The 14,066-nt window shown below is 63.3% G+C and carries 9 protein-coding genes; 3 read left to right on the top strand and 6 right to left on the bottom strand.

The window, feature by feature from the left end; all coding sequences use genetic code 11:
* The first annotated feature begins 72 nt into the window (after positions 1 to 72).
* Entirely contained in the window at positions 73 to 768 is a 696-nt protein-coding gene (locus ACZ6YI_RS08160) for a TetR/AcrR family transcriptional regulator (protein WP_465778184.1), read from the top strand.
* Between the two features lie 4 nt (positions 769 to 772).
* Here the strand turns inward: ACZ6YI_RS08160 and ACZ6YI_RS08155 are convergent, their stop codons facing one another.
* Positions 773 to 1,657 carry a hypothetical protein gene (locus tag ACZ6YI_RS08155; protein WP_465778183.1) on the bottom strand — a complete coding sequence of 295 codons (885 nt, stop codon included), beginning with the start codon at positions 1,655 to 1,657 and terminating at the stop codon, positions 773 to 775.
* A 2-nt stretch (positions 1,658 to 1,659) separates the two neighbouring features.
* Entirely contained in the window at positions 1,660 to 2,109 is a 450-nt protein-coding gene (locus ACZ6YI_RS08150) for a YybH family protein (protein WP_465778182.1), read from the bottom strand.
* A 109-nt stretch (positions 2,110 to 2,218) separates the two neighbouring features.
* Between ACZ6YI_RS08150 and ACZ6YI_RS08145 the strand changes: the two genes are divergently transcribed.
* Positions 2,219 to 4,024: a cation:proton antiporter gene (locus ACZ6YI_RS08145; protein WP_465778181.1), complete on the top strand. Its 1,806-nt coding sequence runs from the start codon at positions 2,219 to 2,221 to the stop codon at positions 4,022 to 4,024.
* Positions 4,025 to 4,073: 49 nt separating this feature from the next.
* Here ACZ6YI_RS08145 and ACZ6YI_RS08140 read toward each other — a convergent pair whose 3' ends face one another.
* On the bottom strand, positions 4,074 to 4,463 hold the full coding sequence (locus ACZ6YI_RS08140; protein ID WP_465778180.1) for a GFA family protein: 390 nt from the start codon (positions 4,461 to 4,463) through the stop codon (positions 4,074 to 4,076).
* 240 nt (positions 4,464 to 4,703) lie between these two features.
* Here ACZ6YI_RS08140 and ACZ6YI_RS08135 point away from each other — a divergent pair, with 240 nt between their 5' ends.
* Positions 4,704 to 7,031 carry an arylsulfatase gene (locus ACZ6YI_RS08135; protein ID WP_465778179.1) on the top strand — a complete coding sequence of 776 codons (2,328 nt, stop codon included), beginning with the start codon at positions 4,704 to 4,706 and terminating at the stop codon, positions 7,029 to 7,031.
* Between the two features lie 15 nt (positions 7,032 to 7,046).
* Here ACZ6YI_RS08135 and ACZ6YI_RS08130 read toward each other — a convergent pair whose 3' ends face one another.
* The 3 genes from ACZ6YI_RS08130 to ACZ6YI_RS08120 all read right to left on the bottom strand — a co-directional run bounded on the left by ACZ6YI_RS08130 (position 7,047) and on the right by ACZ6YI_RS08120 (position 13,900).
* Positions 7,047 to 8,639, bottom strand: a complete 1,593-nt coding sequence (locus ACZ6YI_RS08130; protein ID WP_465778178.1) for a tryptophan halogenase family protein — start codon at positions 8,637 to 8,639, stop codon at positions 7,047 to 7,049.
* 4 nt (positions 8,640 to 8,643) lie between these two features.
* Entirely contained in the window at positions 8,644 to 11,091 is a 2,448-nt protein-coding gene (locus ACZ6YI_RS08125) for a TonB-dependent receptor (RefSeq protein ID WP_465778177.1), read from the bottom strand.
* 310 nt (positions 11,092 to 11,401) lie between these two features.
* A complete protein-coding gene (locus ACZ6YI_RS08120) occupies positions 11,402 to 13,900 on the bottom strand; it encodes a glycoside hydrolase family 3 protein (RefSeq protein ID WP_465778337.1) in 2,499 nt (832 codons plus the stop codon).
* Between the last annotated feature and the right edge of the window lie 166 nt (positions 13,901 to 14,066).

Below are 14,066 nucleotides of genomic sequence, written 5' to 3'. Positions count from 1 at the left end.
TCCCAAGAATGGAACAATGATCCAGTGAGGGCGAATTATTGGATCAGCGTTCCATTCGTGTCAACATGGCGCATGGCCAACAAAGCTCCCCGTACCGAACGGCGCACCGAAGCCCTGTCGAGATTGCAGATCATCGAGGCCGCCATTGCGATCCTCGACGGACAGGGCGAGGCTGCCCTTACGTTCCGCGCACTTGCGGCGCGTCTTTCAACCGGATTCGGGGCGATCTATTGGCACGTGGCCAATAAGGAAGCGCTGCTCGCGGCCGCCGCGGACCATGTCGTGTCGGCTGCCGTGGAAACGACGCAGCTCACGGCCACCGAGCCCCGGGAGTTCATTCGCGCAGTTTCACTGGCGGTGTTCGACGCGTTTGATGCGCATCCATGGGTGGGCATCCAGCTTTCGCTCTCCCCCGGGCGCGTGGGCATGATGCAAGTGTTCGAAGCGATCGGCGGCAGCCTCGTCGCCCTGGGCATCCCACAACAGGATCGCTTCGATGCCTGGTCGGCGCTGGTGAACTACATCTTTGGCGTCGCCACCCAGAACGCGGCCAATGCGCGCCGCGTCCACGAGGGAACGACTCGCGAAGGGCTTCTGACGGAAATCGCCGAAAGGTGGGGCGAGTTGGACGCTGAGCAATATCCGTTCCTGCGTGAAATCGCCGGCCACCTTCCAGGGCACGACGATCGGCAGCAGTTCCTGGCGGGGATCGATCTCATCCTTGCAGGTCTGAATCCGCAGCACATTTCCGCGCGTATCGAACCATAGGCGATCAAGGCTCGCCGTTGAACACGCCCCCGAGCTCCGGCTCCAGCGCGATAACGTGCGCGCCCCCGAAAACGACGAGCACCCGATCGTACTTTTGCAGCGACTTGCGTATGGCCGCGAGTACGTATTGATCGCGGAGTGAATCCGAGGTCCGGGCAACCTCGTTGAGGGTTCCCATCTGCACGGTCGGAGAAAGACGTTGTGGATTCCACGTCTTCGTAGTGACCGGCTGTCCGGTGACGTTGCGGTACTGGAGCAGGAAGCCTTCCCAGGTGTCCCAGCCCGGCTCCACGGGCACGCCATTCCCGATGACCTGCGTCCGGAAAAACGATGGGTACTCGGAGGCCGCTTCTTTCAGGTCAGGGTTTCTATAACTTCCCACCAGGCGCGTTGCGACGAGATAGACGAACACGTCTTTCGCGGGATGGTGTGCCAGGAGCTCGTGTATTTCTACCGATGAGGGCGCGTCTGCGCTTTCCGTGGGAATACCCAGCTGTCGCGCCAGTTGCACGGTAAAGCCGAGATCCGCTCCGCGCCGGATGGCCTGGTCACGGGTTTCGGTGGCGAGATCGTCCGGTGCGTGGCTTTCATGGAGCACGAACTGTGGTTTGAACCCCTCGAAGATCGCGGCCATGCGCTGGTACATGGGCGCGTGGGGATCGAGCAGATGATAGGTGCCCAACACGATCAAATGTTTCGTGCCGCTCTGGTGTTCCACAACATAGGGCACGCTCGCGAGCCGGCCCGCCTGCTTGGGTTGAAGGTAAGCGTTCTGCGCGGCCTCCCTTGCGGGCTCACCTGCATAGCTCCCGCCACCTATCATCATAAGCATCAGGAAGGCCAGCAGCCTCGCGCCCACATGCGTTGCAGTCCCTGCAGTGGACGCCATCGTCAGGAACTATGGTCGCTGTTGATAAGCCAGTGACCACCCACCTTGTGGAATAGCAGCGTCGAAAGGCCGGTCACCTCGGCGCCCGTATCTGGCTTGAGGTGGTAGCGCGCAATCGCATAGGCGTATTCGCTCCCGAGGTTCTTGACGTCGAGCACTTCGAGCCTGAGCTTGCCAAGACTCGCGCCGGGCTTCTTATAGGTCGACGCATACATGGCTTCGATCGCGTCATAGCCAACGACCATGCCACTGGCACCCACGAAGCGGGTGGCCGGCGAGTGCTCGTAACACCCCATGAAGGTCTTCAGATCCCCCGCCGACCAGGCGGCTGCGCTCGCGTCGAGTGTCTGCTGGATGGCCTGGGCGGCCGGGACGGCTGGCGTCTCAGCCGAGACGCCGGCGACGAAGGCTACGGCGCTCAGCGCGCAGAAAAGAACGGACCTGACTTTCATGGCACCCCCTATGGCTCCCCTGAACCGACAATATCCACGAGCCGCCTTCACAAAGCTACCGTTACGATCGTCGCCGCATCCGTTTCGGTGCATTGATTAGCAGGGTGTGATGGGTATCGAGCTTGGGATGCTGCTAACGCTGATGCTTGGCATCGGCTTTCTCTGCCAGTGGGTTGCCTGGCGCGTGCGGCTGCCAGCGATCCTTTTCCTGCTGCTGGTCGGCATCATCGCCGGTCCCGTCACTGGCAGCCTGCAGCCAGATCGCGTCCTGGGTGATCTTCTCTTTCCGGTCGTGTCCCTGGCCGTCGCCGTCATTCTCTTCGAAGGCAGCCTGACCCTTCGCTTTCATGAGCTGAAGGGCATCGGCAAGGCCGTGCGCGGCCTCGTCACGTATGGGGCGATCCTGGCCCTCCTTATGCTGGCGGCGGCAGCGCATTTCATTGGAGGCTTGGGCTGGGAACTCTCGTTCCTGTTTGGAGCGCTGACCTGTGTGACCGGCCCTACGGTCATCGCGCCCATGCTGCGTACCGTTCGGCCCAATGCCCGTATTGCCAACGTGCTGCGCTGGGAGGGCATTGTCATCGACCCGATCGGTGCATTGTTCGCCGTGCTCGTGTTTGAAGCCATCGTGTCCCATCGGGAGGGCCACTCGCTGGGAGTCTTCCTGGGCACCGTCCTCGCGGGCGCCACGGTGGGTGGCGTTGCCGCCTGGATCCACGGCAACCTCCTCCGCCGCCACTGGATTCCGGAGTATCTCCAGAACTTCGGCACCCTCGCCGCCGTGTTGCTGACCTTCAGCCTCTCCAATAGTCTCGCGCACGAATCGGGGCTGTTGGCCGTGACGCTCATGGGTATCGCGTTGGGCAACATGAAGGACGTGCATATCGAAGACATCATGGACTTCAAGGAGCACCTGACGACCCTCCTGGTGTCCTCGCTTTTCATTCTTCTCGCTGCTCGGCTCCCGTGGCCGTTGCCGGATGGCGCATTGTTGTCGGGCATTGTCATCTTTGCCCTTGCCCAGCTGCTCATCCGCCCACTTTCAGTGCTTGTATCAAGTATGGGAAGTGGCCTCACCTGGCGGGAGCGTGCACTCATCGGCTGGGTGGCGCCGCGAGGCATCGTCGCCGCCTCGGTCTCTGCGCTCTTCGCGCTGCGACTGGAGAAGACCGGCATGACCGGGGCCGACCGGCTCGTGCCATTAGTCTTCCTGATGATCATCGGAACCGTGGTGTTCCAGAGCGCGACGGCCCGCCCGCTCGCGCGATGGCTGCGGGTGGCCGAACCGGAGCCGGATGGCATCCTGGTCTACGGTGCCAATCGGGTGGCCCTGGAGATCGCGCGTGCGCTGCATGCGACGGGCGCGCTGCGTGTGGTGGTGGCAGACGACGACTGGCATGGGATTCGTACGGCCCGCATGGAAGGCATTCCCACCTTCTTCGGAAATCCCGTCTCGCAGGCAGCCGACCGCAACCTCGACCTGTCCGGCATCGGCCATTTGTTGGCCATGTCGACCCATCGGGAGCTCAATTCCCTGGTGAGCGTCCATTATCGGGAGGAGTTTGGGCGGGATAAGGTGTTCCGTTTGCGCAACCTGTCTCCTGAGGAAAGCCATGGCCGGGCCTCCCTCGCCGGCAGCCTCGTGGCCCCTGCCCTCTTTTCCGAGGACATGACCCATGCCCGCTTTGACGACCTGCTTCAGGACGGGTGGCGCATCGCCACCACGCGGCTGACTGAGACCTTCGACTGGGACGCGCTGGTTGCGCAGAACGAAAGCCATGCGATCCTGCTTTTCGGCATCGATGCACGTGGCGTTTTGCGTGTAGCGACGGGACGGAGCCCTCTCGAGCCGCGTCCTGGCTGGACGGTCATGGCGCTGGTGCCTGCCCGTCTAACCCGGGGAGACACGACGTGATGAGCGGTACTGGCTGGGTTCCAATCCGTGGGCACGCTGGAGCCGACGGTCAGTCGTTTGCCGGACGATTTTCTGCGTATTGGGGAACCGGCAGTGCCATCAGCCAGGGCTCACGTCGCTTTATCCACAGTTCGTAGGTAGGTTCGAACAAACCCGGCATGTCGAAGTGGCCCGCATAGAGCTCAGTCTCCCCAGCCTTATCGTCCGCCCAAAGGACGACACTGCCGCACTGTGCGCAAGCCTCCCTGCGGCCGGTGACGCTTTCGACCGGGATACGTGGCCCGTTTAGCTCGACGCGAACGGACGGAAATACCACGAACATAACGAACGGAGCGCCAGAGCGGTGGCGGCAGTCAAGGCAGTGGCAAAGGCCACAACGCAATGGCTCCCCTTCGACGGCGAACGTCACGGCACCGCAAAGGCACTTGCCTTGATTCATCGAGTTGCATCACTGGAAGGCCATGGTCAGGAACTATGGGTTAAGACCTGTGAATATCGCGGCATTATTGGCCCCGCAGTGCCCGGTGCGGATAGCTAGTGACGCGTATCGTGGCCAGGTATGCGCTCGGCGCGTCCAAGGGCGGTCAGAACTTTTACTCGGTGAACGAGCGCAGTTTTACGGTCGCGCACCTGCGCGCCCATTGCGACCCTTCGGATCTCTGGTCTGGAGATCTGCGTCATGGCCGGTAAGTCCCCTGCTCCCCACGTGGCGATGGACACACCCGATGTACTCCCGCGTCCTGACTTCCACTTTCCAGGCGAAATCGGCCGCACCTTCCTGGAGTCCGACCCGGCGAGGTTTCCCAAGCCGGATACGGCACCCGACGGGGCGCCCAACATCCTCCTCATCCTGCTGGATGATGCAGGCTTCGGGCAGTTCAGTACGTTCGGAGGCGGCGTACCGTCGCCCACGATGGACGCACTGGCAAAAGAGGGGCTGCGATTCAACAGGTTCCACACTACGGCCTTGTGCAGTCCGACGCGTGCCGCCCTGATCACCGGCCGTAATCACCACTCGGCTGCATTCGCCGGCATTACCGAGCTGGCCACCGGCTATGACGGCTATACCTGCATTCTTCCACGGAGCTGCGGCACGATTGGGGAAGTGCTTCGCCAGAACGGCTACATGACCGCGTGGATAGGCAAGAACCACAATACGCCGACATGGGAGACCAGCGCCGCCGGGCCATTCGATCGCTGGGCGAATGGCTTGGGCTTCGACTACTTCTATGGTTTCAATGGCGGCGACATGAATCACTGGAACCCGATCCTCTACAGGAATCGGGACCTCGTTCCGGCATCGACCGACCCGAAGTACCACCTGACCACCGACCTGGCCGACAAGGCGATCGAATGGGTGCGCCAGGCGGCGAGCATTGCGCCCGACAAACCGTACTTCCTCTACGTGGCGACGGGTGCGACACACGCCCCGCACCATACGCCAGAGGAATGGATTGCGAAGTTCAAAGGCCAGTTCGATGGGGGGTGGGATGTTTATCGGGAGACGGTGCTCGAGCGCCAGAAGAAACTTGGCGTGGTACCCCCGGACACCGAACTCACCGTCCGCTCAAAGGGATTGCCCGCCTGGGATTCACTCAATAGCGATCAGAAGCGTCTCTACGCGCGCATGATGGAAGTATTCGCGGGTTACGGAGCGCATTGCGACCACGAGATGGGCCGGGTCATAGAGGCGTGCAAGGCACTTGCCGGATCGGATAACACCATCATCGTCTATATCGCAGGCGACAACGGATCGAGCGCCGAAGGCGGGCTGGAAGGGTCGCTCTGTGAAAACATGTTCTTCAACGGATTCCCCGAGAAATGGCAGGACAACATCAAGGCTATTGACGAACTCGGCGGTCCGCGCCACTTCAACCATTTCCCGTCGGCGTGGGCGCACGCCATGAACACGCCCTTCCAGTGGACAAAGCAGGTCGCCAGCCACTTCGGGGGAACACGCAACCCCATGATCATTTCGTGGCCAGCCCGGATCCGGGATAAGGGCGCTCTCCGCGATCAATTTCTCCACACGATCGATATCGTGCCCACGCTGTACGAACTGTGCGGAATCCACGCACCGAGCATGCTCAACGGTGTGGCGCAGAAGCCCATCGAGGGCAGGAGCTTCGCGGCTGTCCTGGACGACGGCGCCGCGACCGCACCAAGAAAAACGCAGTACTTCGAACTGGGATGCAACCGCGGCCTGTATCACGATGGCTGGATGGCCTCCGCTCCGTCTTTCGTACCGTGGGACCCCAACAGACAGCAGTGGGACCCGGACAAGGCCGTGTGGGAGCTATACAACCTCGACGAGGATTTCTCGCAGGCCAACGACCTTGCGTCAGTGCACCCGGAAAAGCTGCGCGCGCTACAGGACATGTGGTGGGTGGAGGCAGCGAAATATAATGTCCTGCCTCTCGACTGGCGGGCGGTCATCCGGATGGACAGTGAGCTCATGGGACGCCCCAGCCTCACTGGCAAACGGACCGAGATGACCTACTACCCTGGCACCTTCGGTCTACCCGACGCGGCATCCCCGCGTATGTGCAACCGCTCCTGGACCATTACGGCGGAGGTCGACCTTCCGTCCACCGAGACAAGCGGCATGATCGTGACGCACGGCGGCCTCGAGGGCGGCTATGGTCTTTATCTCCGTGACGGAAAGCCTTTCTTCGTCTACAACTTCCTCAGTGTCGAACGGACAACGCTTTCCGGTGACCTGGCGCTACCCGCGGGACGTGCCACCGTGGTCGTCGACTTCCGCTATGACGGTGGTGGCATGGGTAAGGGAGGTGAGTTCACCTTGACGGTCAACGGACACGTCGTGGCGAAGACGCGGGTCAAACGCACGATCCCCATTCAATTCTCACTAGGTGAAGGGCTGGATATCGGCACCGACGCCGGGTCGCCGATCGACTTCACGTACACGCTTCCGTTCACCTTCACGGGCAAGATCGACCACGTCACGATTGCGTTGGGAGAGCTCCAGATCGAACCCGCTAACTGAGGCGATTGACTCGAGTCACAGGGCGATGCGGCCAGCCATGGTTGGCCCCGTATGGCGCGCCACGTGCTCGCCGCACAATTGCTCCACCAGCGATCGGTGATCCGGCAGATCCGCGAGCGCCCGGATCGCCGCTTGCTGGATCATCGCGAACTCTTCCCGCGCGATTTCCATGTGGGGGTAAGCGCTGCGCATGGGCTCGAGGTCGGTCTGGAACTCCATACCGTAGAGGATGTACTGCCAGCTGCAAGGCATGAACATCTCCAGGTCGGTGATGAAGTCCAGGCGGTGCGGTGGCCGGTACTTCCACTTCGCCAGCTTGTCCTGCAACGTAGGCGGAATGCTCGCGGCGTCGCTGTTTTCGATCCAGAACGCGGAATCGCGACGCTGGCTCAGGCAGTAATGCATCTTGATGAAGTCGATGATGCGGTCGTAGCGCGCGACCATCATGTCGTTGAAGTGACGCGCGGCGCCCTCCATGTCATGTGTGTCGCCCGGCAGCAGGTGCGTCAGCAGGTACGTTGCCAGTTCGATCAGGGCGATGCCGGTGGATTCCAGCGGCTCGACGAAGCCGCCAGCCAGCCCCACCGCCACGCAGTTCTTGCGCCAGTGTTCCGGCCGGTAGCCGGTCTCGAACTTGATGTGCATGGCCCTGGCGTCCTTCCCGGCCTTGCCCAGGTATTCCCGGAACACCGTTTCGGCCCGGTCGTCGTTGGTATGTCGCGACGAGTACACATAGCCCACCCCACGCCGCTTCTGCAGGCCGATGTCCCAGATCCAGCCGGCCTCCTGGGCGGTGGAGATCGTGTACGACGGAATCGGAGCATCGGGCGTGTCATACGGCACCTGCATGGCGACCGCGCGATCCGCGAAGAGCACGTCCGCCCGGCTGCGGAATGGGGACTGCATCACGTTGCCGATCAGCAGCCCACGCAGCCCGGTGCAATCCACGTAGAGGTCGGCGATGAACTCCCCTTTCTCCTTCGTGACCACGCGCGCGATGGCGCCATGTTCGTCGAGCTCGGCGCGCTCCACCGTGGCGACATGCCGCACAACGCCGAGCGTCTCCTGGCCGTGCTCCGCCAATACCCGTGCGAAGCACGCGGCATCGAAGTGGAACGCGTGGTTCATCGGGCCCTGGTAGTCGCCGTCCTTCACGCGCTTCGGAGCTCGGAAACCATCCACAACCGTCCCCTGCATCGACACCGCATCGGCAAACGCCATGCCGGGTGCGGCGGCGCCGAGCAGCCAGTACGGCAGTAGCTCGGGGCCACCGGGCCGTTGGCTGGGGGCATTGAACGGATGGAAGAAGTGGGCGGCCCCCGGCGTGCCAGGTGGCCGCACCCAGTGGCGGTAGTGGATCCCCTGTTTGTACGTGGCGGTAGCACCGACCAGGAAACGGCGCTCATCGAGTCCGATCGCCGCCAGCGTGCCGCGGATGGAAGGAAACGTCGCCTCCCCCACCCCGAGCAGGCCGATGTCCGGGGACTCCAGCAGATGCACCTGGACACTGAGCGGATCGATGGCGCGAACGGCCCTTGCGAGGTAGCACGCCGCCAACCAGCCGGCCGTACCGCCACCCACGACCAGTATCTTCTTCAGGCGCGCCATGACGTCAGAGCCACACGCCCAGCTGGATACCGTAGGTCCGTGGCGCGAGGTACTGCGACACATACTGCAGCGAGCCGTCGGACATCAGGAAGCGGCCGGCGCTGGTCCGGATCTTCCCGTTCGAGACGTTCTGCACGTAGCCATTGACCCACCACTTGTCGCCCGGCTCGCTGTAACGCAGTGCCACGTCGCCACGTGTGTATGTCTTCTGCCGGTCGCCCGAACCCAGGTTGAAGTAGCTCAGCCACTGCGCGCTCTGGTATTGCGCGCTGAGGCGTGGCGTCAGGCGTCCGCCGTTGCCGAGCTGGAAATCGTGCTCGTAGATGGCCGTGAGCGAGAAGTTCGGTGCATGCGGCAGGTCATTGCCGGTGACGTTCGCGCAATTGGCGAGGTTGGATTCCGGCGGGCATGCGGGCAGGCCCTGGTAGTCGTTGGAGCCGGCGTAGACGAGCTTGCCGAGCTCCTTTTTTGGGATGGCCGAGAAGATCAGGTTGAAGCGATCGCCCTTCTGCTGGTACGCCAGTTCCGATTCGATGCCGAAGACCTTGGTGCTGCCGCCCACGTTGGAGAAGCCCAGGCCGTGGTTGCCATCGGGATACACGATGGGCGCAGAGAGCTGGAAGTTCTTGAAGTTCTCGTAGTAGACGGCCGAGTTCCAGGTCAGGTGGCCCTCGAGGAAGACGAACTTGCTGCCGACCTCGTAGTTGGTCAGTGTCTCGGGTTTGTACAGCGTGCCGGCATCCTGCGTGCCGCCCGACTTGTAGCCGGTGGAAACGCTGGCGTAGAGCAGCCCGTTCTCACTGACATCGGTATCCACCCGGACCAGCCACGTAGGCTTGCCCTTGCTGTATTTGGCGGTGTTCCGCTGCGAGATGCTGAAGCCATTCGACGGATCCGGATAGACGTCCGGGGAGATCGGCACCTGCGGCACGGCCGGGTCATACGCCCAGCCCCAGTTGATGCCGCCCTTGTTCTCCTTGTCGTCATGAGACCAGCGCGCGCCGCCGGTAAGGCGCCAGTGATCGCTGAGATGCCAGGTGGCCTGGCCGAACAAGGCATACGATTCGACCGTCTCCTTCGGCTGGATGAACGATCCCTGCCAGCTCACCGTGCCGTAGCGCGTGCCGTTCATGATGGGGATATCGAAGCGGATGCTGTTGTCTTCGTAGCCATAGTACGCACCGAGGATCCAGTCGACGGTCTGCGGACCGGTGGATTTCAGGTTGATCTCCTGGCTCCAGTTCGTGTACGTGGAGCTGTTGGTACGATCGTCCTGGTACACGCCGTTGGTCGTGAAGCTGGTCGGTACGCTGACGCCCACATCCTGGTCGAAATCGCTCTGGCCGGAGTAGTGGTTGTAACCGGCGATGTAGCTGAGCTGCATCCCGTCATTGATGTTCCAGTCCATGCGGCTGCGCACCGTGCTTGAGGTGCGGTGCAGGTACGGCGCGGTATCGATCAGCGCCGACCAGAACTTCTGCCCGTCGCGTGGCGTCTGCATCAGGCTCATGCTGGGCGTGCCGCGATCAATGAAGTACTCGTACGACAGATTCCACTTGAACGCATCGCTGGGCTGCCACAGCGCGCTGACACGCGCTGCCGACTGGTCCTGCGAGTTGTATTTGTCACCGCCCTGCACGTACTGGCCCGGGTCGATGGGCTTGAAGCCGGCCAGTGTTCCGCCGGAAACCGGCGAAGCGAGATAGGCCGCCTGCTGGTCGGCGAGGCTGGGCAGCTGACCTGAGGGTTTCTGGTAATCGACATAGCCGTCGTGCTGCTCATGAACCACGGCGACACGCATCGCGAAGGTATCGCTGATGGGCAGGTTGAAGGCGGCGCGCGAGCCGAATTGGTGATAGTTACCCGCACCCAGCTGCGCATTGCCGTAGAAGCCCGCGCCGATCTCCGGCTTGGCGGTCTGGAAGCTGATCGCGCCCGCGGTCGAGTTGCGGCCCCACAGCGTGCCCTGCGGGCCACGCAGGATTTCGACGCCATCCATGTCCAGCAGCAAGCCCGATGCCGCCTCGGCGCGTGGTGCATAGATGCCGTCGACAAACGTGGCGACTTCGGGATCGGCGTACTCGGTCTTGGCGCTGTCGTTGCCGATGCCGCGCAGCGTGAGCGTCACGACGCCGTGGTCGCCCTGCGAGGTGCCCTGCAGGCCCGGGACCAGTTTAGTCAGGTCCTGCACCGTCATGACCCGCTCCCTGTCGAGCGTGTCCACGGCGATCGCCGTTACCGCGACGGGCGTCTTCTGCAGCGGCGTATCGCGCTTGGTGGCGGACACGGAGATGGCATCCAGGTTCTGGACCTTTTTGTCCGCCTTATCGGCGGCTTGCTGGTTGCTGGATGACGGCGCTTGCGCCGTTGTGTCCTGGTCCGCCGCGAGCAGCGTGCCGGGAGCGAATGCGAGCGATACGGCGACATACATCAGCTTGTGACGCAGATTCATCTGGCTCTCCCTCGATCACCTGGATCTGTGTGGTCCGTCGTGCGCGACGGCCATGACACGATTTCCCCATGCCCCCCGGCGCCATCCCGTGTCGAAATGACAGCGCTGTCATTGCTCGATCATAGAACTCTGTTGCCGGGAAAGCTTGCCGCATGGCAGCAAGCTTACCGTGTCATCCAAACCCCTTCGCACAGCGCCCTGTGGCGCGTTTCCAACCCTTCACTACCCTGCCAATGTTGCAGGGCAAATGGACGTCTGGGCGCCCAGATCGCTCATCCGGTACGTGTCGCAGTGACATGGCGGAACCACGTCACGGTTTACCGCCTTGCGCCGGGCAATCAAGCGTACGATCCACCACGGTGCCCAACGACACATCCGTGATCGCGATCTGCGCCGCGGAGTGGCTCGCCCATTCGAAAGGCCGCTCGACCTTGCTCATGTTCGCGCCGGCGTCGCGAAAGCACTTCAACGGGATCCCCACGCGCAACCACTGTCCACGCGGCAAGGCTGCGAGCTGCTTGCCGACCGGCACAAGGCCGACGCAGCCGGTGCCGCAGCCAACGCCAATGGTCGATGTATCGTCCGCCGAAACCTGGCCCACCTTCAGGGTCGTGACCAGGAGTACGTCGCCATTCGTCTCACGATCCACATCGAGCGGCGCGGGCGCCACCAGCGCGATGCTTGAGGGGGCGCTGCCGGCACCGGACCAGTTGAGGCTGCGCGCATCCTCCTGCGCCTTGTAATCGAGCGCATTGACGCGAAGACTGCCATCGGCGGTAGCGGCCGGCATCGCGGTCGCCTGCGTGGCAATGCCATTGGCGCCGATGAGGCTCACCGCGAAATCGTGGGCCGGCTTGCCCCTCGTGAAGTACACGCCCGCCTGGGCGGAACTCAGTTCGACGCCGGGATCCTCGGGCAGCGGCGGGGTCGGCTTGGTGGCGGCGTACGTCAGCCCGAAGCCGTAGGGAAACTGCGGTCGATCGCCCTGGGCAATGGCACCCGTGACCTGCAGCGCGTTGCGCGGCCACGTATAGGCAAGCTTGCCGTGGAAGTCGTGTGCGACGCGGCCGTCGCGAGTGCGTAGCAGGACATCGGCAATGCCCTCCCCTTCGCTGCCCGGGAGCCACGCCACGACGAACGCATCGGCGGCGTTGATCTCGCGATTCATCCACAGCGGCCTGCCTGTCAGGAACACGGCCACCACGGGTATGCCCTGCCCACGGAGCTTGCGGAGCAGATCGAGGTCGCGATCGTTGCCCGGACGGTAGGCGAGGTTCGGCAGGTCGCCCTGGAACTCGGCGTATGGGTCTTCGCCGAACACCACGATGGCGACGTCGGGTTTCTGCGTGTAGTCGCCTTCCGGAGCGAGTTCGGCGTGTCCACCGGCGGTCTCAATCTGGGCGCGCAGGCCAGCCCAGATGGAGGTCGCTCCCGGGAAATTTGCGTTGGTAAGGCCCGTTCCCTGCCATCCCAGCGTCCATCCACCGTTCTGCCTGGAGATGTTGTCGGCGCCATCGCCGGCGACCAGGACGCGCTTGCGCGGATCGATAGGCAGGACGCTGCCGTTGTTCTTCAGCAGGACGAGCGATTCGCGCACGGCGCGACGAGCCACCGCGCGGTGCGAGTGACTTCCGACCACCTCGGCCGATCGCACCGCCAGTGCGTTGGCTGAAGGCAGTCCGGCTTCGAACATACCCAGGCGCAGCTTGACGCGCAGGATGCGGGTGACGGCATCGTCCACGCGGCTCATCGGTATCAGGCCGGCTTTCACCTGGGCCAGGGTGTTTTTGTAGAGCCCTTTCCACGAGTCAGGTGCCTCGAGCATGTCGAGTCCGGCGTTGTACGCAGGAGCGCAGCTCTCGTTGGTGCAGCCCGGCACCTGGCCGTGGGCGTTCCAGTCACCCAGCACGATCCCATCGAAACCCATGCGCTCCTTCAGGACACCGCTGATCAGCGACGTGTTGCCCGCCATCTTGACCCCGTTCCAGCTGGAGAACGAGACCATGACTACCTGCACGCCAGCGTTGATCGCGGGCGGATAGCCTGCCCCATGGATGTCGCGCAGCGTGGCCTCGCTGATCCGGGCATCGCCCTGGTCCTTGCCCTCGTGGGTGCCGCCATCGCCGAGGAAGTGTTTGGCCGTGGCGATGACATGGGCGGCGTCGAGGAACTGCGGCGTGCCTGGCTGGCCTTCGAGACCACCGATCACCGCCGCAGCGTACTTCGCGACCAGCGCCGGGTCCTGCGAATAGCCTTCATAGGCGCGCCCCCAGCGCACGTCCTGCGGCACGGTGAGCGTCGGCGCGAAGGTCCAGCTGATGCCGCTCGCGCGCAGCTCTCTTGCGGTGACCTCGCCGATCTCGTGGATCAACGCCGGGTCACGCGTCGCGCCCAGCGCGGAGTTCTGCGGAAAGAGCGTGCTACCGACGAGGTTGTTGTGCCCATGCACGGCGTCGATGCCGAAGAGCACGGGTATGGCCAGGCGTCCCTGCGAGGTATCCATGGATGCGCGGTAGAACGCGTCCGATAGCGCCTGCCAGTGCGACGCGTCCGGGAACGGATGCCCACGGGGCTTCGAGTTGCCACCGGCGAGCACCGAGCCCAGTCGGTACTCGCGGACGTCCTCGGGCGTGACGCTCTTGATGTCGGCCTGGATCATCTGGCCGACCTTGTCTTCGACGGACATCTTCGCGAGCAGATCGCGGATCCGAGACTCGATTGCGGGATCGCGTGGCAACGGCGACGCGGCTTTGGGCCACGAGGCCGGGTTTGCAGTGGCCATGTCGTCTGCCGTGGCTGGAGCGGTCATGAGCAAGGCGCCGGCCATCGCCAGCGCCACGGGAATCCTTCGCGAAAACAAGCCCAACGACTGCAGCAATGGCACGGCAAGGCTCCTTGCGTGCGCACCCATGGCACGCTTCCGGACCGGATACTGGCACGAATGACAGCGCTGTCAATTTGCTATGCAGCATGGC

This window comes from Luteibacter sp. NPDC104163 (genome assembly GCF_055584245.1).
This window is presented reverse-complemented; position numbering and strand designations above follow the sequence as displayed.

Excerpts from the sequence above, each read along its gene's own strand:
- ACZ6YI_RS08130 (WP_465778178.1), bottom strand. The coding sequence starts at position 8,639 with ATGGCGCGCCTGAAGAAGATACTGGTCGTGGGTGGCGGTACGGCCGGC.
- ACZ6YI_RS08140 (WP_465778180.1), bottom strand. The coding sequence starts at position 4,463 with ATGAATCAAGGCAAGTGCCTTTGCGGTGCCGTGACGTTCGCCGTCGAA.
- ACZ6YI_RS08135 (WP_465778179.1), top strand. The coding sequence starts at position 4,704 with ATGGCCGGTAAGTCCCCTGCTCCCCACGTGGCGATGGACACACCCGAT.
- ACZ6YI_RS08120 (WP_465778337.1), bottom strand. The coding sequence starts at position 13,900 with ATGACCGCTCCAGCCACGGCAGACGACATGGCCACTGCAAACCCGGCC.
- ACZ6YI_RS08145 (WP_465778181.1), top strand. The coding sequence starts at position 2,219 with ATGGGTATCGAGCTTGGGATGCTGCTAACGCTGATGCTTGGCATCGGC.
- ACZ6YI_RS08125 (WP_465778177.1), bottom strand. The coding sequence starts at position 11,091 with ATGAATCTGCGTCACAAGCTGATGTATGTCGCCGTATCGCTCGCATTC.
- ACZ6YI_RS08160 (WP_465778184.1), top strand. The coding sequence starts at position 73 with ATGGCCAACAAAGCTCCCCGTACCGAACGGCGCACCGAAGCCCTGTCG.
- ACZ6YI_RS08150 (WP_465778182.1), bottom strand. The coding sequence starts at position 2,109 with ATGAAAGTCAGGTCCGTTCTTTTCTGCGCGCTGAGCGCCGTAGCCTTC.
- ACZ6YI_RS08155 (WP_465778183.1), bottom strand. The coding sequence starts at position 1,657 with ATGGCGTCCACTGCAGGGACTGCAACGCATGTGGGCGCGAGGCTGCTG.